This is a genomic window from Pseudoxanthomonas sp. J35, assembly GCF_000513995.1.
Taxonomy (GTDB): Bacteria; Pseudomonadota; Gammaproteobacteria; order Xanthomonadales; family Xanthomonadaceae; genus Pseudoxanthomonas.
Map to the genome: position 1 here is coordinate 121,312 of NZ_AZVB01000007.1, position 26,832 is coordinate 148,143.

Consider the following 26,832-nt stretch of genomic DNA (forward strand, 5'->3'; position numbering starts at 1 on the left):
CGCCGTCCATGGCTCCGACAGTCGACCGCAGGCCAACCATGGCCTGCTTGCGCCAGCCCCCTTTGGGACGACGTCCAGGATCCCGCCACGCCCCGCGGGCCCGTTTTCCGACGCCAGACGCGCTTCCGCGACGTCGCGAATGGCCGCGGGTGCCGGCGCCCCCGGACTTCCGCGCCCGCCATCCGGAACGCTGGGTGCCATCCGCAGGGCAGGCGTCGGCATCCCGTTCAGGGGTATAATGGCGCGCTTCCCCACACCCGGGTATGCCGATGCTACGCATCCAGGCCGAAGCGCTGACCTACGACGACGTCTCCCTCGTCCCCGCCCACTCCACCGTGCTGCCGAAGGATGTCGACCTCGGCACGCGTCTCACCCGCGACCTGCGCATCAACCTGCCGATCGTCTCGGCGGCGATGGACACGGTCACCGAAGCCCGCCTGGCCGTGGCCATGGCCCAGCTCGGCGGCATCGGCATCCTGCACAAGAACCTGACCGTCGAGCAGCAGGCCGCGGAAGTGGCCAAGGTCAAGAAGTTCGAGTCCGGCGTGATCCGCGACCCGATCACGGTCAAGCCCGACACCACCATCCGCGAAGTGCTGGCGCTGACCCGCGCCCGCAACATCTCCGGCGTGCCGGTGGTCGACGAAGCCGGCCAGCTGGCCGGCATCGTCACCCGCCGCGACATGCGCTTCGAGACCGAGCTGGACGATCCGGTCCGCCACATCATGACCAAGAAGGACAGGCTGGTCACGGTGAAGGAAGGCACCCAGGACGAGGAAGTCCTGCGGCTGCTGCACAAGCACCGCATCGAGAAGGTGCTGGTCGTCAACGACGACTACGCGCTGCGCGGCATGATCACGGTCAAGGACATCCAGAAGAAGACCGACAACCCGAACGCGTCGAAGGATTCGTCGGCGCGCCTGCTGGTCGGTGCCGCGGTCGGCGTGGCCGGCGACACCGAGCAGCGCGTCGAGGCCCTGGTCGCCGCCGGCGTCGACGTTATCGTGGTCGACACCGCGCATGGCCACTCGCAGGCGGTCGTCGACCGCGTCGCCTGGGTCAAGAAGAACTTCCCGCAGGTGCAGGTGATCGGCGGCAACATCGTCACCGGCGAAGCCGCGCTGGCGCTGTACGACGCCGGCGCCGACGCGGTGAAGGTCGGCGTGGGCCCCGGTTCGATCTGCACCACCCGCGTCGTCGCCGGCGTCGGCGTGCCGCAGATCACCGCGATCGACATGGTCGCCGAGGCCCTGCAGGACCGCATCCCGCTGATCGCCGACGGCGGCATCCGCTACTCGGGCGACATCGGCAAGGCCATCGCCGCCGGCGCCTCCACCGTGATGATCGGCGGCCTGTTCGCCGGCACCGAGGAATCGCCGGGCGAGATCGAGCTGTTCCAGGGCCGCAGCTACAAGAGCTACCGCGGCATGGGCTCGCTGGGCGCGATGGAGAAGGGGTCCAAGGACCGCTACTTCCAGGATGCCTCCGACGCCGACAAGCTGGTGCCGGAAGGCATCGAAGGCCGCGTCCCGGTGCGCGGTCCGCTGTCGGGCGTGATCCACCAGCTCATCGGCGGCCTGCGCGCCACCATGGGCTATGTTGGCTGCGCGACCATCGAGGAGATGCGCACCCGGCCGAAGTTCGTGGTGATCACCGGCGCCGGCCAGCGCGAGAGCCACGTCCACGACGTGCAGATCACCAAGGAACCGCCGAACTACCGGATGGGGTGAGCGGACGCGTTCGCGAGGCGCTGCCTCGCGCGTCCGCGAACGCCCGGCCATTGATGGCCGGGCAGGGTTCCCCGGAGCCCGCATCCACCTCGCCACGGATGGCCACCACCACGCAACCAGACAGGACCGCCGAGCGCCGGCCGCCGATGACCGACATCCACAGCGACAAGATCCTCATCCTCGACTTCGGCGCGCAGTACACCCAGCTGATCGCCCGCCGCATCCGCGAACTCGGCGTCTACTGCGAGATCTGGGCCTGGGACCACGACCCGGCCGAGATCGCCGCGTTCGCGCCCAAGGGCATCATCCTCTCCGGCGGCCCCGAGTCGACCACCGAGGCCGGCTCGCCGCGCGCGCCGCAGGAAGTGTTCGATTCCGGGCTGCCGATCCTCGGCATCTGCTACGGCATGCAGACCATGGCCGTGCAGCTGGGCGGCGCCACCGAGGCGGCCGACCAGCGCGAGTTCGGCCACGCGGAAGTGTCGCTGGTCGCGGCCGACCGCCTGTTCGAGGGCCTGAAGGACCACCCGGGTTCGCCGCCGCGGCTGGACGTGTGGATGAGCCATGGCGACCACGTCTCGGTCGCGCCGCCGGGCTTCACCATCACCGCGAAGACCGATCGCATCCCGGTCGCGGCCTTCGCCGACGACCGCCGCCGCTGGTACGGCGTGCAGTTCCACCCCGAGGTCACCCATACCAAGCAGGGCACCGCGCTGCTGCGCCGCTTCGTGGTCGACATCTGCGGCTGCCAGACCCTGTGGACCGCCGAGCACATCATCGAGGACCAGATCCGCCGCGTGCGCGAGCAGGTCGGTTCCGACGAGGTGATCCTGGGGCTGTCCGGCGGCGTGGATTCCTCGGTGGTCGCGGCCCTGCTGCACAAGGCCATCGGCGACCAGCTGACCTGCGTGTTCGTCGACACCGGCCTGCTGCGCTGGCAGGAAGGCGACCAGGTGATGGCGACCTTCGCCGAGCACCTGGGCGTCAAGGTGATCCGCGTCGATGCCGCCGAGCGCTACTTCAAGGCGCTGGAGGGCGTGGCCGACCCGGAAGCCAAGCGCAAGATCATCGGCAACCTGTTCGTCGAGATCTTCGAGGAAGAGTCCTCGAAGCTGAAGAACGCCAGGTGGCTGGCGCAGGGCACGATCTACCCGGACGTCATCGAGTCGGCCGGCAGCAAGACCGGCAAGGCCCACGTCATCAAGAGCCACCACAACGTCGGCGGCCTGCCCGAGCACATGAAGCTGGGCCTGGTCGAACCGCTGCGCGAGCTGTTCAAGGACGAGGTGCGACGCCTGGGCGTGGAGCTGGGCCTGCCGCGCGAAATGGTCTACCGCCACCCGTTCCCGGGCCCGGGCCTGGGCGTGCGCATCCTCGGCGAGGTCAAGCCGGAGTACGCCGAGCTGCTGGCCCGCGCCGATGCGATCTTCATCGACGAGCTGCGCAAGGCCGGCCTGTACGACAGGACCTCGCAGGCCTTCGCCGTATTCCTGCCGGTGAAGTCGGTGGGCGTGGTCGGCGACGCGCGCGCCTACGAGTGGGTGATCGCGCTGCGCGCGGTGGAAACGATCGACTTCATGACCGCGCACTGGGCGCACCTGCCGTACGACTTCCTCGGCAAGGTCTCCAACCGGATCATCAACGAGCTGCGCGGCGTGTCCCGCGTGGTCTACGACATCTCCGGCAAGCCGCCGGCGACGATCGAGTGGGAGTGATCGCCGTGGCGTCAGTCGACTGGTTCCCGATCGTCTTCATCGTGTTCAAGCTCGGCGTGCTCGGCGTGGGCATGTTCTTCGCCATCAAGTGGCACTACGACAAGGACAGGCAGGCCAAGGCGGCCCGCGGCGCGACGCGCGACGGTCGGCCCCCTGAGCCGCGGGACTGACCCGCACCTCCGCCGCCGGCTGGCGGCTGGCGCGTGAGGCGTGCGGCAGGGCCCGCACCGCGTCTCCGGCATGAGATCGTGCTGGCCGGTGCGGAAGTGCCGTCCGGCCACTGCCGGGCATCCGACGATCCGATAGACTCGCCCCAGGCACGCGCAGCCGTGCGTGCCACGGGTCGGAACCGCGCACGGCAGTCGCCAGCGCGGCATGAAGGGGAATCGGCATGCGCCTGGATTACCAGTTGCCGTCGGCGCCGTTGCGGTCGTTGGTGACCGTGCACGCCTTCGTGGCCGAGGTGCAGGCACCTGCGACCGAAGTGCTGCTGGCGATGCTGCCGAACCTGCATGTGCGCCTGGCCGGCCACAGCCGCTACGGCTTCGGCGACGCGCCCGCGCGACCCGCGCCGCGTGTCGCCCTGGTCGGGCCGACCAGCGAGGCGTACCGCATCGAACTGGAGCCGGGCCTGGAGATGCTGTGCCTTGGCCTGCTGCCCGCGGGCTGGAACGCGCTGCTGGGCGCGCCGGCACAGGACTTCGCCGACCAGCTCTTCGATGGCGCCGGGCTGTGGGGAGAGCAGGCGGTGGAGCGGCTGTGCGACATGCTGGCCGCCGACCGCGATCAGGCCACCCGCATCCGCACCCTCGAGCGTTTCCTCATGCTGCGCATGCGCCCGGGCGCCGCCGCGCACCCATTGGCGGCGACCGACCACTGGCTGGAGTTCTCGCCGGACCTGTCGCTGGATACGCTGGCTGCGTCGCTGGACGTCGGCAGCCGCCACCTGCGCCGGCTGACCCTGGAGCACTACGGCGCCTCGTCCAAGACCCTGGCGATGAAGTACCGCGCCCTGCGCGTCGCGGCCAGCATGGCCAGCCGCGGCGCGACGGCGATGGAGCAGGCGCTGGGCCTGTTCGCCGACCAGGCGCACCTGACCCGTGACTTCCGCCGCTTCGTCGGCTGGATGCCGGTGGCGTTCATGCGCCAGCGCCAGAACGTCGCTGCCTACACCCTGGCCGGGCGCCGCCAGGCCGGCGCCTCCCGGCCGCTGTCGCTGCTGAGCTGAGCCGGCAGGTCCGTTTCGTTCAATACAGCGGCCCGGGCCGCGACGATCCTCTGCGCCCGCCGGTCCGCTCCGGCGGGGACGGCCCCGCGACGGGCTGGCACGCCTGCCTTCCAGCTTCCGCGAGGACCCGTGCCCATGCCGCGCCTGCTCCAGGTATCCGCCTGCCTGTTCCTGCTGCTCCTGGCCATGCCCGCCACCGCGCAGGACGTGCCGCTCGCGCCCCTGCGCACGCCGGCCGAGATCCGGCCCCAGGTCCCGGCCACGCAGGCACTGGTGCGTGCGCAGGACTACGGCGAGGCGCTGGCGACGCTGGGCGAGGTGCGTCGCATCCAGGCCGCAAGCCTGAAGACCACCCCGACGGTGAAGATCGGCGCCTCGAAGGTGGACTTCCGCCCGATCCTCGACAACCCGCGCTCGCTGGCGAGCCTCGCCGGACATCTGCGGCGGATGCCGGCGCTGGTCGAGGTGCGCGAGGACGCGCTGGAGGCGGTGGAGGTGAAGCAGGGCGGGGTGGTGGTGCGCAGCGCGCTCGGCTACCGGCTCAAGCCCGGCGCTTGCAGCGGCAACGGCCGCGCCCAGCTGGCCAAGGCCGGCATCGCCTGTTTCGAACGGCTGGGCGCGGATCCGGCGGCAGCGTTCGCGCAGCGCGGCAATCCGCGTTACATCGCCGACCCGAAGCGGCGGGCCGAAGCGCTGGCCAACCGCGCCCGCGAACAGGAGAAGATCCGCGGCCAGATCGACGCCGGCATCGCCGCGCTGCGCAGCGGGCAGGGCAAGGTCGCCGGCCTGCGCGGACGCACGGACGAAGTCGAGCTGGCCCGGCTGCGCAGCCTGCCCGACGAACAGCTCGCCGCCGAACTGGCCAACCAGGCCGAAGTGTGCGTGGAGGAGCTGGCCAACGTCCCCGCGACCCGCGCGACCGGTTCCGGTTCGAAGCAGCCGGCACCGGGCATGCAGGAGGCGAGCGGTGCGCCGCGCAGCTTCGAGCTGGAGCGCTTTGTCTTCGTCACCGGCTTCACCCTCGCCCAGGACTACCAGTGGAAGCAGCGCATGGAGACCAGCATCGACTGGTGCTTCGTCGGCTGTCGCGAGACCTACTACGTCGAGCTGTTCGCCGGCTTCGGCTACGGCATGGGACGGCGCTTCCCCATCGCCTTTGCCGGCACCTACACCTATACGCCGGGCACGCCGGGCAAGGACGAACTGAAGCCGGTGCTGGAGCCGGTCAACGCCAGCAAGCAGGAATACGCCGCCGCCGGCATGCCCGCCTCGAAGCTGTTCGACGGCAAGGAGCTGGTCGCCGAAGTCCACGCCAACGCCGGCATTGGCGCGCGGCTGCCCGGCGTGGGCACCCACCGCTTCAGCATCGGACTGGACAAGGACTTCACCGCGGCGCTGCCGAAGCCCTTCGCGGGCGGGCAGTTCACGTCGCCGACGCCGGGCGGCAAGGACCTGTCGTTCGTCCACACCTTCGACGATTTCGACCTGATCGGCGGCCACGGCAACTTCGGCGTGGTCGGCGGGCAGGTGTTCCCGGCGGTGGAGATCGGCTTGCGCGGCAAGCAGCTGGGCCTGGTGCTGGAAGACCTCTACGACAATAACCGCCGCCATGCCGTCGTCCACGGCCAGCCCATCGCGCTGAGGATCAGTCCGGACAGCAAGGCGGCCTCGTTCGCGGTGAAGGAGCCGGTGTACGGCGCCAGCTTCTTCATCGCCCCGGGGCTGACCGCGCGCGTGTTCGTCGACCTGGCGGTGTGGGGCGGGCACTGGGACTGGACCGTCACCTTCCCCGAACTGACGATCGAGCTGCCGCCGGGCGGCGCGAGCTTCGGCTGCCACGAACAGACGATCTGCGAGCGTCGTTACCGCTACACGCCGGCCGGTGCGCAGTCGCAGTTCGAATCCGAGCAGGTGGGTTACGCCAAGCTGTTCGAGTCCAACCTCGCCGGAAAATGCCTGGACGACACCTGCCGCAAGGCGATCGCCGAGCTGACCCAGGCGACGCTGGCGAAGACGAAGAAGATGGAGAACGCGGAGTCGGTGCACGATGTGACCGCGGTGTGGCAGGCGGCGCGCAGCAAGGGTGAGGCCATCGTCGAGGAGTCGCGGCGCAACCGCGACGGCGAGCGCTGGGCGGAGACGCTGCGCGGTGTGTGGAGCGGCCGCTGCGTGGATTCGACCTGCGTGGACGAGGTGGGCAAGCTGTGCGCGCAGACGGTCGGGCGCGCCCGCGAACTGCGCCAGCAGCATCCGGAGTCCGGCGACGTGGTGATCAGCGGCATGCTCGCCCAGGAGTTCACGCCGCGCCTGCAGGCGGCGGTCAATGCGGCGGAAGAGCGCCGGCGGCGGGTGGAGGCGGCCAAGGCCGGGGTGGAGGCGAAACCCGCCTCGGCACCCCAGCCCACGCCCACGCCGGTGTTGCGGCTGGTGGTGAAGCCGGGCGGGCCCTAGTGCGTCGTGCGCCCGGTCTGCCCCCGGCAGGGGGCCACCGGGCGCCGCCGATGTCCGCTTCGTTCAAGACAGCCGCCTGGCTCTGCCGCAGGATTGAAGGCTCGCGGAGGAAGCGCGGGGGGATCGATGTCCGGACGCCTTGGAAGGATCTGGCTCGTAGCGGTGGTGGCCGCGCTGGTGGCCTGTTCCGGCCAGCCCGGGAACAAGCCGCAGACTCGGGAACAGGGACCCGCGGGACAGGCGCAGGATGCGCTGCCAGTGGGCAGCCACCAGCTGGAAGGGCACACGCTCACCGTGCGCCTGCCGTACCGCTCGCGCGACAACCGGCTGTGGGTGGCCGGCACCGACGACGCCGACTCCGCGCCTTTCGTGTTCCACGGCCTGGACCTGCTGCCCGGCGCCGGCCCGGACGGCACCGATCTGGCGATCTTCCACTACGAGGCCGACGGTGCGGGCACGGCCACGCTGCGCTTCGGCCTGGTGCCAGCCGGCCGCACCCTGATCGGCCCGGAGGACACCCGCGTCGAAGATCCGGCGGCGTTCCCCGCGTACTCGGCCACGGTGGCGGTGCCCTGATGGCCGCGCATCGGGCTGCGCGCCATGCACTGCGACTGGGCGCGGCGCTGCTGGTCGCGCTGCTCCTGCATGGCTGCGAGCAGGCGGGCCGGGAAGGAACTGTCCCTGCTGCCGGCCCATCCGCGATACCACACGCTGCCACGAGCGCCTCGCCGCCAGCGGCCACGGCCTCCACGGAGGACCCGACGGATGATGGCATCGCCGACGCGCCCGAGCCCTACGCGACCGCGATGGCCGGCGCCTGGGTCCTGTGGGAGGACACCGAAGGCGGCGTGGTCTGCCCCCTGACCCTGTTCGACGCCCCGGTCCTGGGCGGGTATACCCTGGATATCGCCCCGACTGCGTGGCGGAACTGGAGCTGGAGGGCGAGATGTACGCCTGGTTCGTCGATCCGCGCGACGGCTCGCTGGTGCTCGCCGATGCGGCGCGGCAGCCGGTGGCCCGCCTGCCGCACGACCGCGACCGGGTGTTCTACAGGCAGCGCACCGCCACCCGTCCCTACGGCCTGATGCTAGAGCCGGCGGACTGAGCCGGCCGCCAGGCCTGGCCCTGGCGGCCCCAGGGCAGGGGGCGGCGCGCGCGGCGCGTCCTGGAGCCCGATGGTTGATAATGGCAACCCGCGAAGGCCTGCGGCGTCGCGGATCCCTTCGACCATCGCGCCAGGAGCGAGCATGCGAACCAGGACATTTGGCCGTACCGGTCGCCAGGTGGGCGAGATCGGTTTCGGGGCCTGGGCCATCGGCGCGGCCTGGGGCAAGATCGACGACACCGAGTCGGTCGCCGCGTTGCATGCCGCGCTCGACGCGGGCCTGGATTTCATCGACACCGCGGACGTCTACGGCGACGGCCATTCCGAGCGCCTGATCGCGCGCGTGCTGCGCGAGCGGGGCGGCCCGCGTCCGTTCGTGGCCACCAAGGCCGGAAGGCGCCTGCCGAAGCAGACCGTGGAAGGCTACAGCGCGGAGAACCTCGAGGCCTGGATCGACCGCAGCCTGGCCAATCTCGACGTCGATCGCCTGGACCTGGTCCAGCTGCATTGCCCGCCGACCGACGCCTACTACCACCCGGAAGTGTTCGAACGGATGGAGCGGCTGGTCGAGCGCGGCAAGATCGCCCACTACGGCGTCAGCGTCGAGCGCGTCGAGGAAGGCCTGAAGGCCATCGAATACCCGGGCGTGGTGAGCGTCCAGGTCATCTACAACATGTTCCGCCACCGTCCGGCGGAACTGTTCTTCCGCGAGGCGCAGCGGCGCAACGTGGCGGTGGTCGTGCGCGTGCCGCTGGCCAGCGGCCTGCTCAGCGGCAAGTTCCGCCCCGACACCCGTTTCGAGGCCGACGATCACCGCCAGTTCAACCGCCACGGCCAAGCCTTCGACGTGGGCGAAACCTTCGCCGGCGTGCCCTACGAGGTCGGCCTGGCCGCGGTGGAGAAGCTGCGCCCGCTGGTGCCCGAAGGCGCCACGCTGGCCCAGCTCGCGCTGCGCTGGATCCTGATGGACGAGGCGGTGACCGTGGTGATCCCCGGCGCACGCAACCCGCAGCAGGCCCGGGCCAACATCGCCGCGGCCGACCTGCCGCCGCTGCCGCCGGAGACGATGGACGCGGTGGCACGCATCTACGCACAGGACATCAGGCCGCACGTCCACCAGCGCTGGTAATGAACGTCGAAGTTTCCTCCCTCCGTATCGTCCCCGCCGAAGGGGCCGACCGCGACGCACTGGCGCACCTGCTGGTCGAGACCGTGGCCGGCAATGGTTCGGTGGGCTTCATGCATCCGCTGTCCCTGGATGACGCACGCGCCTTCTGGGACGCGTGCCTGCAGGCGGCCGCGCGTGGCGAGCGCTTCATCCTCTGCGCCTGGCAGGGTGACAGGCTGGTCGGCACCGGCTCCCTGGCGCTGGTCACCGCGCCCAGCCAGCCGCACCGCGCCGAACTGACCAAGGTGATGACTGTCCGTTCGCTGCGCGGATCGGGCATCGGCGCGCAGCTGGTGGCCGGGCTGGAACGGCTGGCGCGCGACCATGGCCGCCGCCTGATCACTCTGGATGCGTCGCTGGTCGAGGGCGCCACCGGCTTCTACCGGCGCCTGGGCTACCACGTCGCCGGCGACATCCCCGAGTACGCCTACAAGCCGCTGGGCGGCCTCGGCGCCACCCGCGTGTTCTGGAAGCTGCTGGACGCGCGCGAGGCGTCGACCGCGGTGGCGGTGGACCCGGTCGCGGACGAGCGCTTCATGCGCCACGCCCTGGCCCTGGCCGAACGCGCCGAGAAGGAAGACGACGAAATCCCGGTCGGCGCGGTGCTGGTCTCGCCCGAAGGCGAGGTCATCGGCGAAGGCTGGAACCGCAACATCACCGACCACGACCCCAGCGCGCATGCCGAGATCGTGGCCATGCGCCAGGCCGGCGCCCGCCTGGGCAACCACCGCCTGGTGGGCTGCACCCTGTACGTGACCCTCGAACCGTGCGCGATGTGCGCCATGGCCATGGTCCACGCGCGGGTCGCCCGCGTGGTCTACGGTGCGAGCGACCCCAAGACCGGCGCCTGCGGCAGCGTGTTCGACCTGCCGGCCGATCCCCGCCACAACCATCGCGTGGCGGTGCAGGGCGGGGTACTGGGCGAGGAGGCCGGGCGCAGGCTGACCAACTACTTCCGCGCCAAGCGCGGCAAGCCGCCGCTGTAGCCCGGACAAGGCCGAAGGTCGCATCCGGGGACCCTGTCCGCAGCCCATGTCGGCCGCCCGCGACATCCCGTACCCGGGGGCCGCTCCGCTTGCCCGCTACTCGCCGGACGCCCGGCTGCGCGCGCCGCGCGAAGAGCACGAACGGCCCCTCTCCCGGCGGGAGAGGGGAGTAATCACCCCGGGCGGGAAGGGCGGTGGTCCATTTCCTCGTTGATCGCGGTGACCGCCAGGGTCGACTCGCGGGCCAGCAGCAGGCTGGCCGCGAACATCGACAGCACCCCGATCGAGGCCAGCCAGATCGGCGCCGTGCCCAGCTGGTGGCCGGTGAAGGTGTCGATCGACACCGCCAGGCTCGTGCCCACGAAGCAGCTGATCGCCCCGTACAGCAGCTGGCCCGCCCGCAGGATGGTCAGGCTGCGCCGGCGCTGCAGGGCGATGCGCTTCTCGTAGAGGTCGCGCTCCTGCCTGTCCTCGATCGCGGTGAGCTCGCGCAGCAGCGTGCGCGTCCGGTCGATGATCCGCGCCAGGCGGTTGTTGGCCGACAGCAGCAGCGAAGCGGTGGCGGTGAGGAAGAACGCCGGCGCCAGCATCGCGGCGAGCACGGCATGGATGTCGGCGGAGGTTTCCATCGGGCGGCGCGTGCGGATGACTGCGCTATCATGCCAGCCCGCGCAGGGGCAGCGAAGCGCCGGCGCCGGGACACACTTGCACTGGAAACCGCACCCCGCGCGGGGCGGCACAAAGGGAACGCGCACGCATGGCCATCGCCCAAGGGCAGGACCGCCTGATCTGGATCGACCTGGAGATGACCGGGCTGGACACGGACAACGACTCCATCCTGGAGATCGCCACCGTGGTCACCGACTCGCAGCTGCAGGTCCTGGCCGAAGGCCCCGAGCTGGCCATCGCCCATCCGCTGGCCACGCTCGAAGCGATGGACGAATGGAACCGCAACCAGCACCGCAAGTCCGGCCTGTGGCAGCGTGTGCTCGACAGCGACGTGACCATCGCCCAGGCCGAAGCGCGCACCGTCGCCTTCCTCAACCAGTGGGTACCGGCCAAGGCCTCGCCGATGTGCGGCAACTCGATCTGCCAGGACCGCCGCTTCCTGCACCGCCTGATGCCGCGCCTGGAGCAGTACTTCCACTACCGCAACCTCGACGTCAGCACCCTCAAGGAACTGGCCCGGCGCTGGGCCCCGGACGTGCTGGCCGGCGTGCACAAGCAGTCCTCGCACACCGCGCTGAGCGACGTGCACGACTCGATCGAGGAGCTGCGCCACTACCGCCGCCACATGGCGCGGCTGGCGCTGGACTGATCTCGCGTCCGCAGCTGGAGCCGAAGCCGCGTCCGGGACGCGCGGCCCGCCACGCCTGGGCCGGATGTCCACATCGTTCCCGTGCCCCGGGGCGCTTCGCTTACCCGGGCTACGAATGCGCGCCCAAGCCCCTCTGTCCGGGAGAGGCCTGCACCCTGTAGAGCCGGGCTTGCCCGGCTCCCACGCCCGATGTCCCTGCGCCGGCGAAAAGCAGCGGGGCAAGCCCCGCTCTACAAGAAACGCGTCTAGCCCTCTCCCCCCGGAGAGGGGGAACACGAACGAAGCCACGACCGGAACGTACCCGAAGACGCGGTAGCGCGGGGGTATCCCGCAAGCAGGTCATGGATGGGCTGCGGTCGCGCGTTGGAGCCATGGACGGCGGAACCGCGCGATGCGGGATACCCCTGCGCTGCCGCGGCTCCGTCCGGAGCTGACCACCGGAAGACCACCGGGCCCCAACATCTTTTCCCGCAGGTCGGCATGCGATGCGGTGATGTGGCTTACGCGTGGCGACGCGCCAGACTCCGCCAGCGCCTTGGTTCATTCCCGGCGCGGCGTGCGGCGACGCGCCGGATGCCAGCGTACGCAGTAGCCTCGGCGCCGTTCTGGCAAAACGAAAGGCCCGCCTTGCGGCGGGCCTTCGTGTTCGCAGCGACTGCTGCGGGCCTCAGCTGGCCTTGAGCTTGGCCAGGCGCAGCCAGGTGTCGACCACGGTGTCCGGGTTCAGCGACACCGACTCGATGCCTTCCTGCATGAGCCACTCCGCCAGGTCCGGATGGTCCGACGGGCCCTGGCCGCAGATGCCCACGTACTTGCCCTTGGCGCGGGCAGCCTTGATCGCCATCGACAGCAGCTTCTTGACCGCCGGGTTCCGCTCGTCGAACAGGTGGGCGACGATCGAAGAGTCGCGGTCCAGCCCCAGGGTCAGCTGGGTCAGGTCGTTGGAGCCGATCGAGAAGCCGTCGAAGATCTCGAGGAACTCGTCCGCCAGCAGCGCGTTGGACGGGACCTCGCACATCATGATGATCTTCAGGCCGTTCTCGCCCTGGCGCAGGCCGTTGGCGGCGAGCACCTCGACCACCTTGCGGCCTTCCTCGAGGGTGCGCACGAACGGGATCATCACCCAGAGGTTCTCCAGGCCCATCTCGTTGCGCACGCGCAGCACCGCCTTGCACTCCAGCGCGAAGGCATCGGCGAACGACGGATCGACGTAGCGGCTGGCGCCGCGGAAGCCGATCATCGGGTTCTCTTCCTCCGGCTCGTAGCGGTGGCCGCCGATCAGGTTGGCGTACTCGTTGGACTTGAAGTCCGACAGGCGCACGATCACCGGGTTCGGCGCGACCGAGGCGGTGAGGGTGGCGATGCCCTCGGCCAGGCGGTCGACGTAGAAGCTCACCGGGTCGCCGTAACCGGCGATCTTGGCGTCGATCTTCTTTTTCGTGTCCGCATCCTGGCGGTCGTACTCGAGCAGCGCCTTCGGATGCACGCCGATGTGCGAGGCGATGATCATCTCCAGGCGCGCCAGGCCGATGCCGGCGTTGGGCAGCTGGCCGAAGTCGAACGCGCGCTCCGGGTTGGCGACGTTCATCATGATCTTCAGCGGCGCCGGCGGCATGTTGCCCAGGTCGGTGGTGGTGCGCTCGAAGGACAGGGCGCCGGCGTAGATGTAGCCGGTGTCGCCCTCGGCGCAGCTGACCGTCACTTCCTGGCCGTCGGCGATGCGGTCCAGCGCATCGTGGGTGCCGACCACCGCCGGCACGCCCAGTTCGCGGGCGATGATCGCCGCGTGGCAGGTGCGGCCGCCGCGGTTGGTGACGATCGCGCTGGCGCGCTTCATCACCGGTTCCCAGTCCGGGTCGGTCATGTCGGCGACCAGCACGTCGCCAGGCTGCACGCGGTTCATGTCGTCCAGCGAGCGGACCACGCGGGCCACGCCGCTGCCGATCTTCTGGCCGATGGCGCGGCCTTCGGCGATGACCTCGCCGCGCTTCTCCAGGGCGAAGCGCTCGATCTGGGTGGCCTGGCCGCGGGACTTCACCGTCTCCGGGCGGGCCTGGACGATGAACAGCTTGCCGGTGATGCCGTCCTTCGCCCACTCGATGTCCATCGGGCGGCCGTAGTGCTGCTCGATGACCAGCGCCTGCTTGGCCAGCTCCTGCACATCGGCATCGGAGATGGAGAACTGGCGGCGCAGCTCGGCCGGGGTGTCCTCGGTGCGCACGCGCTCGCCGGGCTTGTCCGAATAGACCATGCGGATCGCCTTGCTGCCGAGGGTGCGGCGCAGGATCGCCGGCTTGCCGGCCTTGAGCGTGGGCTTGTAGACGTAGAACTCGTCCGGGTTCACCGCGCCCTGCACGACCATCTCGCCCAGGCCGTAGCTGGAGGTCACGAAGACCACGTCGCGGAACCCCGACTCGGTATCCAGGGTGAACAGCACGCCCGAGGCGCCCACGTCCGAACGCACCATCAGCTGCACGCCGGCGGACAAGAACACGTCCTCGTGCTTGAAGCCGTGGTGCACGCGGTAGGCGATGGCGCGGTCGTTGTACAGCGAGGCGAACACCTCCTTGACCTTGTGCACGACGTCGTCGGCACCGGTCACGTTGAGGAAGGTTTCCTGCTGGCCGGCGAACGAGGCGTCCGGCAGGTCCTCGGCGGTGGCGGAGGAGCGCACGGCGACGGCGATGTCGCTGCCGCCGTTCTGGGCGCACAGCTGCGCGTAGGCGGTGCGGATGTCGGCGTCCAGCTCGGGCTGCAGCGGCGCATCGATCACCCAGCCGCGGATCTCGCCGCCGGCCGCGGTCAGCGCCGGCACGTCCTCGACGTCCAGGGTGGCCAGGCGGTCGTAGATGCGCTGGTGCAGGTTGTTGTGGGCGATGAAGGCCTTGAAGGCTTCCGCGGTGGTGGCGAAGCCGCCGGGAACGGACACGCCGAGACCGGCCAGGTGGCCGATCATCTCACCGAGAGAGGAATTCTTGCCGCCAACGCGTGCCAGGTCGGCCAAGCGCAGTTCGTGCAACCACAGGATGTTCTGGTTCAAGTGCGATGCTCCATTGGAGCCACCGCCCGGCCGGGCAATGGCCGCCGTCCCGAGATATGTGGAACCGTTATGATGCACCCCAGCATCGCGGCATACAAATCTTGAAAGTGCCGGCGGTTTCGTGTTCGTCCCGGGAAAACGCTTACATGTCCAGCATCCGCCCCGTGTTCTACGTGTCCGATGGTACCGGTATCACCGCCGAAACCATCGGCCACAGCCTGCTGACCCAGTTCAGCGGCTTCCGCTTCCTGACCGACCGGATTTCGTTCGTCGACGAGCCCGACAAGGCGCGCGAGGCGCGCGATCGCATCGTCGCCGCCGGCCTCGAGCACAGCACCCGCCCGATCGTGGTGAACACCTGCGTGGACCCGCAGCTGAGCGCGATCCTGGCCGAGAGCGGGGCGCTGATGCTGGACGTGTTCGAACCCTTCATCGAGCCGCTGGAACGCGAGCTCAACGAGCCGCGGCAGCCGCGCGTCGGCCACGCCCACGGCATCGTCGACTTCGAGACCTACCATCGCCGCATCAACGCGATGAACTACGCGCTGACCCATGACGACGGCATCGCGGTCAGCTACGACGAGGCCGACGTGATCCTGGTCGGCGTGTCGCGCGCCGGCAAGACCCCGACCTGCGTCTACCTGGCGCTGCACTACGGCATCCGCGCAGCCAACTACCCGCTGACTGATTCGGACCTGGAGAGCGACCGCCTGCCGGCGCGGCTGAAGCCGTACCGCCGCAAGCTGTTCGGCCTGACCATCGACCCGGAGCGGCTGGCGCAGATCCGCCAGGAGCGACGTCCGAACTCGAACTACGCCAGGCTGGAGACCTGCAAGCGCGAGGTCCAGGCGGCCGAGACCATGTTCCAGATGGAGCGGATCCCCACGCTCAGCACCACGCACACCTCGATCGAGGAGATCTCGAGCAAGGTGCTGACCACCCTGGGCCTGCAGCGCGAGATGTTCTGAACCGCTGCCGGGCGTTCCGGCAGGGTTCCTCCAAGGTAGGCCCGGTGGGCGCGACGGTCAATCCTGCCGCGTACACACTGCAGCGTGTAGCATCGGTCGCATGCAGCAGGTCACCCCCACCGGCATGCGGATCCCACGGCTCAGCCGCTTCGGCTGGCTGATGGGCCTGTATGCGGAGAACCACGCGCGCATGCAGCGCCTGTTCGCGCCGGCCCGGCTGGGCGAGGGCAGCTGGCTGTCCAGCGTCGGCGACGGCCTGGACGTGCGCCTGGACGTGCTCGAGCGCCATCCCTATACGCTCGAGCTGCGCCTGACCTACGACCTGCGCGATCCGCTGACCGGCGAACCGGACCCCTCGGCCTACCTGCGCGTCTACACCGACGCGCGCCAGGTCGAGACCACGCACTGCTACGTGGGCCGCCGCTGGCAGGACGTGATGGGCCTGTACCCGCCGCCGGCCGAGCTGGTCGGGCACCGGCTGCGCATGAACACCTTCCTCGGCAAGTGGCTGGAATACCTGGCCGAGCGCGGCCATGGCGTGGCCACGCTGCTGCCGGCCGGTGCGGAGGTGGCCCGTCCGCCGGCGCCCCAGCGCGAGCCGGCCCGCCAGTAAGTCCCGGACGTCCATGACGCCGCGCGTTCCGCTCTCCGTCCTCGATCTCGCGCCCGTCTGCGAGGGCTCCGACGTGGGCACGGCGCTGCGCAACAGCCTGGACCTGGCCCGCCACGTCGAGGCGCTGGGCTACACCCGCTTCTGGCTGGCCGAGCACCATGGCATGCCCGGCATCGCCAGCGCCGCCACCGCAGTGCTGATCGGCCAGGTCGCCGCGGCGACTTCGCGCATCCGCGTGGGCGCCGGCGGGATCATGCTCCCCAACCATTCGCCGCTGCAGGTGGCCGAGCAGTTCGGGACCCTGGCCGCGCTGTTCCCCGGCCGGATCGACCTGGGTCTGGGCCGCGCGCCCGGCACCGACCAGGCCACCGCGCGGGCGCTGCGCCGCTACTACGACGCCGCCGACAGCTTCCCGCAGGACGTGCAGGAGCTGTTGCGCTATTTCGAACCGGCCCGGCCGGGGCAGGTGGTGCGCGCGGTACCGGGGGAGGGCCAGGACGTCCCGGTATGGATCCTGGGCTCCAGCCTGTTCGGCGCGCAGCTGGCCGCGACGCTGGGCCTGCCGTTCGCCTTCGCCTCGCACTTCGCCCCGGATGCGATGGACCAGGCGCTGATGCTCTACCACCGCGATTTCCGGCCTTCGGCGCGGCTGCGCCAGCCGTACGCGATCCTGGCGGTGAACGTGATCGCCGCGGCCACCGACGCCGAGGCGCGCCGCCTGTTCACCACCGCGCAGCAGGCCTTCGTGAACCTGCGCCGCGGGCGGCCGGGGCTGGTCCCACCGCCGATCGACGACATCGAGGCCTACTGGTCGCCGGAGGAGAAGGCCGGGGTGGAGCGGGCGCTGGCCTGCAGCGTGGTCGGCAGCCCGGAAACCGTCGCCAGAGGCCTGGAAGCCTTCGTCGCCCGGCACCGGCCGGACGAGCTGATGGTGGTCGCCAACATCCACGACCACGGGGCGCGGCTGGAGTCCTACCGGATCGCCGCCGAGGCCTGGAACCGGGGCGGCTGAACAGGCCGTTCGGGGGGAGGCTCGCTATTCAGAGGGAATCCGGGTATCGTGCGCCCACTGTGTTTGCATGGGTCACCGTTAATCGTGGCCTGGTGACAACCGATCCCAAAGGTCGGTCTACATCGATCCGCTTTGCCTAACGCCTGCAACCCAGTACGGACCGGAAATCCCGGGACCGGTGTCTTTTACATTACTTAAGTTGAGGAGTTAGCAATCATGTCCGATCGTCAGACCGGCACCGTCAAGTGGTTCAACGACGCCAAGGGCTTCGGCTTCATCACCCCGGAAAGCGGCGCCGACCTGTTCGTGCACTTCCGCTCGATCCAGGGCACCGGCTTCAAGTCGCTGCAGGAAGGCCAGAAGGTTTCCTTCGTCGTCGTGCAGGGCCAGAAGGGCCTGCAGGCCGACCAGGTGCAGGCGCTGTAATCGCGCCGGCCCGCCGCAAGGCAGGTCACCACGGAACGCCGGGGGCGCAAGCCTCCGGCGTTTTCCGTTTCAGGGGCCGGATGCGAGGATGGGGCTCCCCCCACCGCGCGGAGGCTCGCCCGTGATCACCGTCCACCACCTCGAGAACTCCCGCTCGCAGCGCGTGCTCTGGCTGCTGGAAGAGCTCGGCCTGCCGTACCAGCTGGTGCGCTATACGCGCGATCCGAAGACCTTGCTGGCGCCGCCGGAACTGCGCGCGGTGCACCCACTGGGCAAGTCGCCGGTGATGGTGGACGACGGCCACACCCTGGCCGAATCCGGGGCGATCCTCGAGTACCTGGTCGAGCGCTACGACACCACCCACGCGTTCTCGCCCACGCCCACGCCGGTGGATTCCTCCGAACGCCTGCAGTACCGCTACTGGATGCACTACGCCGAAGGCTCGGCGATGCCGCCGATGCTGCTGAGCCTGGTATTCGCGAAGATCCGCTCGGCGCCGATGCCGTTCTTCGCCAGGCCCATCGCCAGGCGCATCGTCGACGGCGCGATGTCCGGCTTCATCGGCCCGCAGGTGAAGCTGCACCTGGGCTGGATGGAAGACGCGCTGCGCCGGAACGGCGGCTGGTTCGGCGGCGAGCGCTTCACCGCGGCGGACATCCAGATGAGCTTCCCGATCGAAGCGGCGGCGGTGCGCGCCGGGCTGGATGCCTATCCGCAGCTGGCCGGCTTCCTGGACCGCATCCATGCGCGCCCTGCCTACCAGCGGGCGCTGGCGAAGGGCGGGCCGTTCGAGCTGGCGACCGGATAGGCGGGCGCCGCATCCGCTGCGCGCACCGGGTTCGCGCGATCAGGTTCACCGCGCGCATCCATCCCGGGCGTCATCCACGCCGCGCGCGCATGCGCGCCATCGATCCCATGCACATCGAGTTCGACAACAGCTTCCTGCGCGACCTGCCCGGCGATCCGGAATCGGGGCCGCGCCTGCGCGAGGTGACGGCCGCCTGGTCGCGGGTCGATCCCACGCCGGTGGCGGCGCCGCGCCTGCTGGCCTGGTCGCGCGAAGCGGCAGCGCTGGTCGGTTTCGGCGAAGCGGACGTCGCGCATCCGGCATTCGCCCGGGTGTTCGCCGGCAATGCGCTGCTGCCCGGCATGCAGCCCTGGGCGGCCAATTACGGCGGCCACCAGTTTGGCAGCTGGGCCGGGCAGCTCGGCGACGGTCGCGCGATCTCGCTGGGCGAGGCGCTGGGGCCGGACGGGCGGCGCTGGGAGCTGCAGCTCAAGGGGGCAGGGCGCACGCCGTACTCGCGCTTCGCCGATGGCCGCGCGGTGCTGCGCTCCTCGATCCGCGAGTTCCTGTGCAGCGAGGCGATGCACCACCTCGGCGTGCCGACCACGCGGGCGCTGTCGCTGGTGGCCACCGGCGAGGACGTGGTGCGCGACATGTTCTACGACGGCCATCCGAAGCCCGAACCGGGCGCGGTGGTGTGCCGCATGGCGCCGAGCTTCCTGCGCTTCGGCAGCTGGCAGCTGCCTGCGTCGCGGGGCGACACCGCGCTGCTGCGCACGCTGGCCGATCATGTGCAGCGCCATCATTTCCCGGACCTGGCCGGGCAGGGCGCGGCCGGCGACGCGGAGTGGTTCGCGCGCGTGTGCGAGGGCACCGCGCGGCTGGTCGCCGGATGGATGCGCGTGGGCTTCGTCCATGGCGTGCTCAACACCGACAACATGTCGATCCTGGGCCTGACCATCGACTACGGCCCGTACGGCTGGATCGAGGACTTCGACCCGGACTGGACCCCGAACACCACCGACGCGGCCGGCGGTCGCTACCGCTTCGGCTGGCAGCCGCAGGTCGCGTACTGGAACCTCACCCGGCTCGCCCAGGCCCTGGCGCCGCTGTTCGACGGCGTTGCGCCGCTGGAAGCGGGACTGGACCGCTTCAACGCCGCCTGGGCCGCAGCCGAGCGCGACATGGTCGCGCGCAAGCTGGGCCTGGCCGCATGCGCCGGCGAGGACCTGCGCCTGTACGCGGAGCTGCTGGAGCTGCTGCACGACGGACGGATGGACATGACCCTGTCGTTCCGCCAGCTGATGGAGCTGGATCCGGCCGCACCGGACGTCGGCGTGTTCGAGGACGCGTTCTACGACCCGGCCGCTCGGGCGAGGGTGGATGTGGGCCTGCGCGACTGGCTGCAGCGCTACGCCGCACGGCTGGTCGCCGATCCACTGGATCCGGCACGGCGCCACGAGCGCATGCGCCTGGCCAATCCGCGCTACGTGCTGCGCAACTGGCTGGCGCAGGAAGCGATCGACCGGGCCGAACAGGGCGAGCCCCGGGGGATCACCGACCTGCTGGAGGTCATGCGCCGTCCATACGAGGACCAGGCGGGCCGCGCGCACTACGCCAGCCGCCGGCCGGAATGGGCGCGGCATCGCGCCGGCTGCTCGATGCTGTCGTGCAGCTCCTGAGACACGGCCGGCGCGACGGCGCTAGCATCGCCGGCACCGCCACCGGTATCCGCACGCCATGGACGACACCACGCCTGCCTGGGCCTCGCTGATCCGCGAGGTCCCCGATTTCCCTTCGCCGGGCATCCTGTTCCGCGACATGATGCCGCTGCTCGCCGACCGCGCCGGCTTCGCCGCGATGCTGGCCGACCTGGCGGCGCCATGGCGCGAAGCCGGGATCCAGGCCGTGGCCGGGGTGGAGTCGCGCGGCTTCATCCTCGGCGCTGCGCTGGCGCGCGAACTGGACGCCGGCTTCGTGCCGCTGCGCAAGCCGGGCAAGCTGCCCGGCGAACTGTTCGAGGAGTCCTATGCGCTCGAATATGGCAGCGATCGCCTGCAGGTGCAGGCCAACGCCATGCGCCCCGGCGAACGCGTGCTGCTGGTCGACGACGTGCTCGCCACCGGCGGCACCTTGGCCGCCGCGGCGCGCCTGCTGCAGCGCCTGGGCGTGCAGCTGGCCGGCGGTGCCGTGCTGATGGAACTGGAAGCCCTGGGCGGACGCGCCCGCTGGCCGGCGCAAGCGCCGCTGCTGGCGCTGTTGAAGCACTGAGCCGGCGGTTGCACAGCATCGGCCCCGGAAGCGGCCTTTGGCCCTGTCCCGCTACCACCTGGTGGGCCCGGTGCGGTGACGTAGCCCGGGTAAGCGCAGCGCACCCGGGGGGCAGGGGATCCCGCCGCGCCTAGAGCCTGCGCACGCGGAAGCGGCGGCCTTTGATCTTCCCGGCCTCCAGGCGGGCGAGCGCACGCCCGGCCTGCGCATTGGCGACGGCCACATAGGACCGCGTCGCGCCGATCACGATCTTGCCGATCGCCGAACCCGGCAGCCCGGCTTCACCGGTCAGCGCGCCGAGGATGTCGCCGGGGCGCAGCTTGTCGGTCTTGCCGCCGTCGATGCGCAGCGTGGTCATCGGGGCCTGCGCCGGCTGCGAGGGCCGGCCTGTCGCCAGCGGCGCGTTCTCGCGCGACGGTGCCACCGCCTGCGCGGCGGCGACCATCTCCGCGCGCGCGTTCTCGCGCGGCGCCACCAGGCTCAGGGCCAGGCCACGGCGCCCGGCGCGACCGGTGCGGCCGATGCGGTGGCGGTAGGCGTCCACGTCGGTCGGCAGCTCGTAGTTGACCACCGCCGCCAGGTCCTCCACGTCGAGGCCACGCGCGGCCACGTCGCTGGCAACCAGCACATTGCAGCTGCGGTTGGCCAGCTGCAGCAGGACTTCGTCGCGGTCGCGCTGCTCCATGTCGCCGTGCAGGGCCAGCGCGGAAAAGCCGAACTGGCGCAGCGAATCCGCCACCTCGTCCACTTCCTTGCGCGTATTGCAGAACACCACCGCCGACTCCGGCCGGTGGCGCAGCAGCAGCCCCGCCACCGCCTTCTGCCGGAACTGCGGATCGACCTCGTAGAAGCGCTGTTCGATATCCGGCGCGGACTCGCCGCCGTCGACGGCCACCTCGGCCGGATCGCGCAGCAGCTGGCGGGCCAACGCGCGGATCTCCTCAGGGAACGTCGCGGAGAACAGCAGGCTCTGGCGCTGGCCATGGCAGCGGTTGGCAATCTCGCGTACCGCCTCCTCGAAGCCCATGTCGAGCATCCGGTCGGCCTCGTCCAGGACCAGGGTGCGCACCGCGCCCAGATGCAGGACCCGCTTGCGCGCCAGTTCCTGCACGCGGCCAGGCGTGCCGACCACCACCTGCGGATCGTGCGCCTGCAGCGAGGCGACCTGCGGCTCCAGCGCGGTGCCGCCGGTGAGGATGCTCAGCTTGAGGTTGGGAATGCCGGTGGCCAGCCTGCGCAGCTGGCGGCCGACCTGGTCGGCCAGCTCCCGGGTCGGGCACAGCACCAGCGCCTGGCAGCGCGATCCGGCCGGATCCAGGCGCTGCAGCAGGCCAAGCCCGAACGCGGCGGTCTTGCCGCTGCCGGTGGGCGCCTGCGCGATCAGGTCGCGGCCTTCGAGGATCGGCGGCAGCGACGCGGCCTGGACCGGCGTGGCGCTGGTATATCCCAGCGCTTCCAGGCCGGGGCGCAAGGCGGGGGAGAGGGGCAGCGAGGCGAAATCGGTCATGCGCCATTGTCGCAGGTCGCGTGCACCCGGTGGCCGCGACCCGCCGCGTACAATGCGCGGATGCCTTTGATCACCCTCCAGGACGTCGACTACAGCGTCGGCGGCCCGCTGCTGCTGGACCACGCCAACCTCGCCATCGAACCGGGCGAACGCATCGCGCTGATCGGACGCAACGGCGCGGGCAAGTCGACCCTGCTCAAGCTCATCGCCGGCGAACTGCAGCCGGACGACGGCCAGGTCCGGGTCCAGGCCGGCGTGCGCGTGGCGCGGCTGGAGCAGGAAGTGCCCGGAGGCACCGACGGGACCGTGTTCGACGTGGTTGCCGACGGCCTGGGCGAGCTGGGCCGCTGGCTGGCCGAGTTCCACCATCTCAGCCACGCCGCCGACTACGACGCCGCGGCGGTGGGGCGGGTCCAGGCGAAGATCGACGCCGCCGACGGCTGGGCGCTGGACCGCCGCGTCGAATCGGTGCTCAGCCGCCTGGAACTGGACGGCGAGGCGGTGTTCGCGCGGCTGTCCGGCGGCATGAAGCGGCGCGTGCTGCTGGCCCGTTCGCTGGTCTCCGACCCGGACGTGCTGCTGCTGGACGAGCCGACCAACCACCTCGACATCGAAGCGATCGACTGGCTGGAGTCGTTCCTGCGCGAATGGAAGGGCAGCGTGGTCTTCGTCACCCACGACCGCCGCTTCCTGCGCGCCCTGGCCACCCGCATCGTCGAGATCGACCGCGGCCAGGTCAGCAGCTGGCCGGGCGACTGGGCCAACTACGAACGCCGCCGCGAGGAACGCCTGCACGCCGAGGCGCAGGAGAACGCGCGCTTCGACAAGCTGCTGGCGCAGGAGGAGGCCTGGATCCGCCAGGGCATCAAGGCCCGCCGCACCCGCGACGAAGGTCGCGTGCGGCGGCTCAAGGCGATGCGCGTGGAGCGCATGCAGCGTCGCGAGCTGTCCGGCAACGTGCGCCTGGAAGCCGCGCAGGGCGAGTCCTCCGGCAAGAAGGTGATCGAGGCCAGGGACGTGTCCTTCGCCTACGGCGAGCGGGTGATGGTGCGCGGTTTCTCCACCACCGTGCTGCGCGGCGACCGCATCGGCCTGGTCGGCCCCAACGGCAGCGGCAAGACCACGCTGCTGAAGCTGCTGCTGGGCGAACTGCAGCCGCAGGCCGGCGAGGTGAAGCTGGGCACCAACCTCCAGATCGCCTATTTCGACCAGTACCGCGCCGCCCTGCGCGAGGACTGGAACGCGATGGAGAACGTGGCCGGCGGCCAGGACTTCGTCGAACTCAACGGCAGCCGCAAGCACGTGCTGGCCTACCTGCAGGACTTCCTGTTCACCCCCGAGCGGGCGCGCGCGCCGATCACCCGCCTGTCGGGCGGCGAGCGCAACCGCCTGCTGCTGGCGCGCCTGTTCGCGCAGCCGTCCAACCTGCTGGTGATGGACGAACCGACCAACGACCTGGACGTGGAGACGCTGGAACTGCTCGAGGAGCTGCTGGCCGACTACCCGGGCACGCTGCTGCTGGTCAGCCACGACCGCGACTTCCTCGACAACGTGGTCACCTCGACCCTGGTGATGGAAGGCGAGGGCAAGGTCGGCGAATACGTCGGCGGCTATTCGGACTGGTTGCGGCAGCGGCCGGCGCCGAAGGAAGCGCCCGCACTGAAGGCGGCCGCCGCCCCGGCCCCGGCCGCGCCCGCAGCCACGCCGGCGCCCGTACCCGCCGCCGGCAAGCGCAAGCTCAGCTACAAGGACGCACGCGAACTGGAGCAGCTGCCGGCGCGGATCGAGGCGCTGGAAGCCGAACTGGCGGCGCTGGCCGCGGCGATGTCCGAGCCGGGGTTCTACCAGCAGGACCCGGGGCAGGTCGCCGCACACACCCGGCGCATGGCCGAAGCCCAGGCCGAACTGGACCATGCCTATGCCCGCTGGGCCGAACTGGACGGCTAATGGCACTTGCCGGCGCCGCGGCGGACGGCGTACACCACCCGCTGGCATCCAGCGCAGGGGCAGGGGAATGGACTTCCGGATCAACGCCGGCCTGACCAAGGCCGCCGTGCTGCTGGCAGTGCTGCTGGCGTGGGCGGCCCCGGCCGCTGCCGCGGTCAAGGAAGCCGGCCCGGCCGGCTTCACCGTCGAACATTCGCGCACCGTCGCCGTGGCGCCGGACGTGGCCTGGCAGGGCCTGGTCGGCGGCGTCGACCGCTGGTGGTCCAAGGACCACAACTGGTGGGGCAGCGAGTCCACCCTCTCGATCGAGCCGCGCGCCGGCGGCTGCTTCTGCGAGCGCACTGGCGACGGCCGCGAAGCCATGCACCTGCAGGTCGGGTTCGTCGACGCGCCCCGCACGCTGCGCATGGTCGGCGCGCTGGGCCCGCTGCAGGGCATGGGCCTGCACGGGGTGATGGAATGGCACCTGGCGCCCGAGGATCAGGGCACGCGGATCACCGTCATCTACCGCGCCGGCGGCTATACGCCTGGCGGTCTGGAGGCCATCGCCCCGGCGGTCGACGGGGTGATCGGGCTGCAGCTCGGCAGGCTGGCCGATTACCTGTCCGCGCCCTGAGGCGTCGAGGCGCGCATCGCCACGAAGGCCCAGAACGGTACGTCCGAGCCGGCCCACCAGGCCGAGGCTTCCTGGAGGATGCCGACCAGCGTCTCCAGTTCGTGCGGCAGCCGTCCGTGCAGCTGCCCGGCGCCTTCGAACAGCAGCACGTAGCCCGGCGCCGGCAGCCATCCCAGGTCGCGCAGCGCGTCCATCAGCGCGTCCCAGTTGCGTCCCCAGCCCGGCGGCAGGTCCAGCACCGCACCCAGGCGCATCAGCAGCGACTGCTTGTCCTGGCAGCCGTCCAGTTCGATGCGCCGCACCAGCAGGCCGGCGTCGCGCGCGGCCGCGGCCAGCGCCGACAGGTCGGCGGCGTCCACCTCGAACACGCCGGCCTGGCTGGCGTCGTCCAGGCCGATGTCGAATCCCGAATCGCTCATCGTGTTGCTCCGGCCCCCGGCTCGAAGGCGCGGAAGCTCTCGTAATGGTCGGCGGTGTAGTACCACTCGCTCGGCGGATCGCCGCCGGGGACGATCCGGCGCGGACCGCGGTGGTCCAGTCCCGGCGTGGGCACGGTGTACTCGCGGTACCAGCCGCGTTCGCGGGCGGGCAGCCGTCCTTCGCGATTGCCGAACACGCTGCCGTCCTGCCGGTGCGGGAAGCGTCCGCCCTGCTGGATCGCGCGGATCACCGGCGCCGCTTCCGGCGGCAGGAACGAGGGCAGGGCAGCGGCCGGGGCGGCGGCCTGGCCCGCGGCGGGAAGCGGCGCCTGCGCCGGCACCATCGGCGCGTCCGGCCGCAGCAGCCAGGCCAGGACGCCGAGCACGAGCACGGCGGCGAGGAGGCGACGGGTACGCTGGAAACGCATGGGTCCGGCTCGCGAAGGGATACTCGGGAGTATGCGCGAGCCCGCGCCGGCGATGTTGAACGCGGTCCTCCGCGGCGACGCGATGGTTCACGCCGGTGCAACCCGGGAATCGCCAGGCTGGGCGTTCCCTCCAACCGCCGGGATGCAGCATTGCCGTCAACGGCTTGGTCGGGCGCGCCGGTATCCCTACACTGTCGGGGCTGCGCCCGGCATCCCGGGCAAACGTTCACAAGGAGACCAAACGTGGCCTACACCCTCCCCGAGCTTCCGTATGCCTACGATGCGCTGGAACCGCACATCGATACGGAGACGATGAAGATCCACCACACCAAGCACCACCAGACCTACATCAACAACGTCAACGCCGCGCTGGAAGGCACCGAGTACGCCGACCTGCCGGTCGAGGAGCTGGTGGCCAGGCTGAAGACCCTGCCGGAGAACCTGCAGGGCCCGGTGCGCAACAACGGCGGCGGCCATGCCAACCACAGCCTGTTCTGGACGGTGATGTCGCCCAACGGCGGCGGCGAGCCCAAGGGCGGCGTGGCCGAGGCCATCGACCGCGATCTGGGCGGCTTCGAGAAGTTCAAGGAAGCCTTCACCAAGGCCGCGCTGACCCGCTTCGGCAGCGGCTGGGCGTGGCTGAGCGTGACCCCGGACAAGAAGGTCGTGGTCGAAAGCAGCGCCAACCAGGACAGCCCGCTGAGCGAGGGCAACACCCCGATCCTGGGCTTGGACGTGTGGGAGCACGCCTACTACCTGAAGTACCAGAACCGCCGTCCGGAATACATCGGCGCGTTCTACAACGTGATCAACTGGGACGAGGTCGAGCGCCGCTACCAGGCGGCCATCAAGTAAGCCTTCCCGGCTTGCCCGATCCCACGGACGCCCCGGCCTCGCCGGAGCGTCTGCTTCTGGGCCGTTGCTTTTCCCCGCTCCCTCCGGGAGAGGGGCAGGGGAGAGGGCCGGTTACCGACGGCGCAGCAGCCACGAGGTGCCCGGATCCGCGCAACGGCTCACCGAAGCTCTGGCCGTTGCTTCCGCATTTGCCGAGCATCGCAAGCGACGGCGGGGGACGGCCCACAACCCGCTTCGCTCAG

The 26,832-nt window shown here is 70.7% G+C and carries 25 protein-coding genes and 1 pseudogene; 21 read left to right on the forward strand and 5 right to left on the reverse strand.

The genetic code is table 11. The annotated features are described in order from the left end of the window. Positions 1-269 precede the first annotated feature (269 nt). The 10 genes and pseudogenes from guaB to tadA all read left to right on the forward strand — a co-directional run bounded on the left by guaB (position 270) and on the right by tadA (position 10,383). Complete coding sequence (guaB, locus tag PSEJ35_RS0106055; RefSeq protein WP_028917007.1) at positions 270-1,730, forward strand: IMP dehydrogenase; 1,461 nt, start codon at positions 270-272, stop codon at positions 1,728-1,730. A 146-nt stretch (positions 1,731-1,876) separates the two neighbouring features. Then, the gene (guaA, locus tag PSEJ35_RS0106060; RefSeq protein ID WP_028917008.1) at positions 1,877-3,445 is read left to right on the forward strand and encodes a glutamine-hydrolyzing GMP synthase; all 1,569 of its coding nucleotides are present in this window, start codon (positions 1,877-1,879) and stop codon (positions 3,443-3,445) included. Between the two features lie 5 nt (positions 3,446-3,450). Then, positions 3,451-3,615, forward strand: coding sequence for a hypothetical protein (locus tag PSEJ35_RS17430; protein ID WP_198014157.1), 165 nt, complete (start codon positions 3,451-3,453; stop codon positions 3,613-3,615). Positions 3,616-3,836: 221 nt separating this feature from the next. After that, positions 3,837-4,673 carry a helix-turn-helix transcriptional regulator gene (locus PSEJ35_RS0106070; protein WP_028917009.1) on the forward strand — a complete coding sequence of 279 codons (837 nt, stop codon included), beginning with the start codon at positions 3,837-3,839 and terminating at the stop codon, positions 4,671-4,673. Positions 4,674-4,808: 135 nt separating this feature from the next. Continuing rightward, positions 4,809-7,124: a hypothetical protein gene (locus PSEJ35_RS0106075; RefSeq protein ID WP_028917010.1), complete on the forward strand. Its 2,316-nt coding sequence runs from the start codon at positions 4,809-4,811 to the stop codon at positions 7,122-7,124. 258 nt (positions 7,125-7,382) lie between these two features. Next, positions 7,383-7,700 (forward strand): hypothetical protein, encoded by a 318-nt coding sequence (locus tag PSEJ35_RS0106080; protein ID WP_028917011.1) that lies wholly within the window; start codon positions 7,383-7,385, stop codon positions 7,698-7,700. A gap of 343 nt (positions 7,701-8,043) precedes the next feature. Beyond that, a complete protein-coding gene (locus tag PSEJ35_RS16605) occupies positions 8,044-8,229 on the forward strand; it encodes a hypothetical protein (RefSeq protein WP_028917012.1) in 186 nt (61 codons plus the stop codon). Between the two features lie 142 nt (positions 8,230-8,371). Then, entirely contained in the window at positions 8,372-9,358 is a 987-nt protein-coding gene (locus tag PSEJ35_RS0106090; RefSeq protein ID WP_028917013.1) for an aldo/keto reductase, read from the forward strand. 110 nt (positions 9,359-9,468) lie between these two features. After that, positions 9,469-9,795, forward strand: a pseudogene (locus PSEJ35_RS17585) (GNAT family N-acetyltransferase); the annotation flags it as partial. A 78-nt stretch (positions 9,796-9,873) separates the two neighbouring features. Then, positions 9,874-10,383 (forward strand): tRNA adenosine(34) deaminase TadA, encoded by a 510-nt coding sequence (gene tadA / locus PSEJ35_RS17590; protein WP_255326726.1) that lies wholly within the window; start codon positions 9,874-9,876, stop codon positions 10,381-10,383. A 173-nt stretch (positions 10,384-10,556) separates the two neighbouring features. Here the strand turns inward: tadA and PSEJ35_RS0106100 are convergent, their stop codons facing one another. Beyond that, the gene (locus PSEJ35_RS0106100) at positions 10,557-11,012 is read right to left on the reverse strand and encodes a DUF2721 domain-containing protein (protein WP_028917015.1); all 456 of its coding nucleotides are present in this window, start codon (positions 11,010-11,012) and stop codon (positions 10,557-10,559) included. A gap of 134 nt (positions 11,013-11,146) precedes the next feature. Between PSEJ35_RS0106100 and orn the strand changes: the two genes are divergently transcribed. Continuing rightward, the gene (gene orn / locus PSEJ35_RS0106105) at positions 11,147-11,701 is read left to right on the forward strand and encodes an oligoribonuclease (protein ID WP_028917016.1); all 555 of its coding nucleotides are present in this window, start codon (positions 11,147-11,149) and stop codon (positions 11,699-11,701) included. Between the two features lie 667 nt (positions 11,702-12,368). On the opposite strand, the gene ppsA is transcribed toward orn, so the two are convergent. Further along, on the reverse strand, positions 12,369-14,741 hold the full coding sequence (gene ppsA, locus PSEJ35_RS0106110; RefSeq protein ID WP_028917017.1) for a phosphoenolpyruvate synthase: 2,373 nt from the start codon (positions 14,739-14,741) through the stop codon (positions 12,369-12,371). Between the two features lie 146 nt (positions 14,742-14,887). On the opposite strand from ppsA, the gene PSEJ35_RS0106115 reads away from it, so the two are divergent. The 7 genes from PSEJ35_RS0106115 (at position 14,888) to PSEJ35_RS0106145 (ending at position 20,818) form a co-directional block, all read left to right on the forward strand. Next, positions 14,888-15,709 carry a pyruvate, water dikinase regulatory protein gene (locus PSEJ35_RS0106115; protein ID WP_028917018.1) on the forward strand — a complete coding sequence of 274 codons (822 nt, stop codon included), beginning with the start codon at positions 14,888-14,890 and terminating at the stop codon, positions 15,707-15,709. Between the two features lie 100 nt (positions 15,710-15,809). After that, a complete protein-coding gene (locus PSEJ35_RS0106120) occupies positions 15,810-16,322 on the forward strand; it encodes a DUF1249 domain-containing protein (RefSeq protein WP_028917019.1) in 513 nt (170 codons plus the stop codon). A gap of 13 nt (positions 16,323-16,335) precedes the next feature. After that, a complete protein-coding gene (locus PSEJ35_RS0106125; protein ID WP_028917020.1) occupies positions 16,336-17,334 on the forward strand; it encodes an LLM class flavin-dependent oxidoreductase in 999 nt (332 codons plus the stop codon). 216 nt (positions 17,335-17,550) lie between these two features. Continuing rightward, positions 17,551-17,760: a cold-shock protein gene (locus PSEJ35_RS0106130; protein WP_024867930.1), complete on the forward strand. Its 210-nt coding sequence runs from the start codon at positions 17,551-17,553 to the stop codon at positions 17,758-17,760. Between the two features lie 121 nt (positions 17,761-17,881). Then, positions 17,882-18,568, forward strand: coding sequence for a glutathione S-transferase (locus PSEJ35_RS0106135; RefSeq protein WP_028917021.1), 687 nt, complete (start codon positions 17,882-17,884; stop codon positions 18,566-18,568). An 89-nt stretch (positions 18,569-18,657) separates the two neighbouring features. Next, a complete protein-coding gene (locus tag PSEJ35_RS0106140) occupies positions 18,658-20,229 on the forward strand; it encodes a YdiU family protein (protein WP_051412540.1) in 1,572 nt (523 codons plus the stop codon). A gap of 58 nt (positions 20,230-20,287) precedes the next feature. Continuing rightward, a complete protein-coding gene (locus PSEJ35_RS0106145) occupies positions 20,288-20,818 on the forward strand; it encodes an adenine phosphoribosyltransferase (RefSeq protein WP_028917023.1) in 531 nt (176 codons plus the stop codon). A gap of 130 nt (positions 20,819-20,948) precedes the next feature. Here PSEJ35_RS0106145 and dbpA read toward each other — a convergent pair whose 3' ends face one another. Further along, entirely contained in the window at positions 20,949-22,325 is a 1,377-nt protein-coding gene (gene dbpA / locus PSEJ35_RS0106150; RefSeq protein WP_028917024.1) for an ATP-dependent RNA helicase DbpA, read from the reverse strand. Between the two features lie 60 nt (positions 22,326-22,385). Between dbpA and PSEJ35_RS0106155 the strand changes: the two genes are divergently transcribed. Both PSEJ35_RS0106155 and PSEJ35_RS0106160 read left to right on the forward strand, forming a co-directional pair. Continuing rightward, positions 22,386-24,272, forward strand: a complete 1,887-nt coding sequence (locus PSEJ35_RS0106155) for an ATP-binding cassette domain-containing protein (RefSeq protein ID WP_028917025.1) — start codon at positions 22,386-22,388, stop codon at positions 24,270-24,272. Positions 24,273-24,339: 67 nt separating this feature from the next. Further along, positions 24,340-24,888, forward strand: coding sequence for an SRPBCC domain-containing protein (locus PSEJ35_RS0106160; RefSeq protein ID WP_051412541.1), 549 nt, complete (start codon positions 24,340-24,342; stop codon positions 24,886-24,888). Here PSEJ35_RS0106160 and PSEJ35_RS0106165 read toward each other — a convergent pair. Then, entirely contained in the window at positions 24,870-25,307 is a 438-nt protein-coding gene (locus PSEJ35_RS0106165) for a barstar family protein (protein ID WP_028917027.1), read from the reverse strand. The two genes, PSEJ35_RS0106160 and PSEJ35_RS0106165, sit on opposite strands and share 19 nt — an antisense overlap. Then, a complete protein-coding gene (locus tag PSEJ35_RS0106170; RefSeq protein ID WP_028917028.1) occupies positions 25,304-25,735 on the reverse strand; it encodes a ribonuclease domain-containing protein in 432 nt (143 codons plus the stop codon). Before PSEJ35_RS0106170 ends, PSEJ35_RS0106165 begins: the two co-directional genes overlap by 4 nt. Positions 25,736-25,978: 243 nt before the next feature. On the opposite strand from PSEJ35_RS0106170, the gene PSEJ35_RS0106175 reads away from it, so the two are divergent. Further along, positions 25,979-26,590, forward strand: coding sequence for a superoxide dismutase (locus PSEJ35_RS0106175; protein ID WP_028917029.1), 612 nt, complete (start codon positions 25,979-25,981; stop codon positions 26,588-26,590). Positions 26,591-26,832: the final 242 nt, after the last annotated feature.

Bases quoted from the DNA above. Each gene is read 5' to 3' on its own strand.
- guaB (WP_028917007.1), top strand. From the start codon at position 270: ATGCTACGCATCCAGGCCGAAGCGCTGACCTACGACGACGTCTCCCTC.
- guaA (WP_028917008.1), top strand. From the start codon at position 1,877: ATGACCGACATCCACAGCGACAAGATCCTCATCCTCGACTTCGGCGCG.
- PSEJ35_RS0106070 (WP_028917009.1), top strand. From the start codon at position 3,837: ATGCGCCTGGATTACCAGTTGCCGTCGGCGCCGTTGCGGTCGTTGGTG.
- PSEJ35_RS0106075 (WP_028917010.1), top strand. From the start codon at position 4,809: ATGCCGCGCCTGCTCCAGGTATCCGCCTGCCTGTTCCTGCTGCTCCTG.
- PSEJ35_RS0106090 (WP_028917013.1), top strand. From the start codon at position 8,372: ATGCGAACCAGGACATTTGGCCGTACCGGTCGCCAGGTGGGCGAGATC.
- PSEJ35_RS0106100 (WP_028917015.1), bottom strand. From the start codon at position 11,012: ATGGAAACCTCCGCCGACATCCATGCCGTGCTCGCCGCGATGCTGGCG.
- PSEJ35_RS0106115 (WP_028917018.1), top strand. From the start codon at position 14,888: ATGTCCAGCATCCGCCCCGTGTTCTACGTGTCCGATGGTACCGGTATC.
- PSEJ35_RS0106120 (WP_028917019.1), top strand. From the start codon at position 15,810: ATGCAGCAGGTCACCCCCACCGGCATGCGGATCCCACGGCTCAGCCGC.
- PSEJ35_RS0106125 (WP_028917020.1), top strand. From the start codon at position 16,336: ATGACGCCGCGCGTTCCGCTCTCCGTCCTCGATCTCGCGCCCGTCTGC.
- PSEJ35_RS0106130 (WP_024867930.1), top strand. From the start codon at position 17,551: ATGTCCGATCGTCAGACCGGCACCGTCAAGTGGTTCAACGACGCCAAG.
- PSEJ35_RS0106140 (WP_051412540.1), top strand. From the start codon at position 18,658: ATGCGCGCCATCGATCCCATGCACATCGAGTTCGACAACAGCTTCCTG.
- PSEJ35_RS0106145 (WP_028917023.1), top strand. From the start codon at position 20,288: ATGGACGACACCACGCCTGCCTGGGCCTCGCTGATCCGCGAGGTCCCC.
- dbpA (WP_028917024.1), bottom strand. From the start codon at position 22,325: ATGACCGATTTCGCCTCGCTGCCCCTCTCCCCCGCCTTGCGCCCCGGC.
- PSEJ35_RS0106155 (WP_028917025.1), top strand. From the start codon at position 22,386: ATGCCTTTGATCACCCTCCAGGACGTCGACTACAGCGTCGGCGGCCCG.
- PSEJ35_RS0106160 (WP_051412541.1), top strand. From the start codon at position 24,340: ATGGACTTCCGGATCAACGCCGGCCTGACCAAGGCCGCCGTGCTGCTG.
- PSEJ35_RS0106165 (WP_028917027.1), bottom strand. From the start codon at position 25,307: ATGAGCGATTCGGGATTCGACATCGGCCTGGACGACGCCAGCCAGGCC.
- PSEJ35_RS0106170 (WP_028917028.1), bottom strand. From the start codon at position 25,735: ATGCGTTTCCAGCGTACCCGTCGCCTCCTCGCCGCCGTGCTCGTGCTC.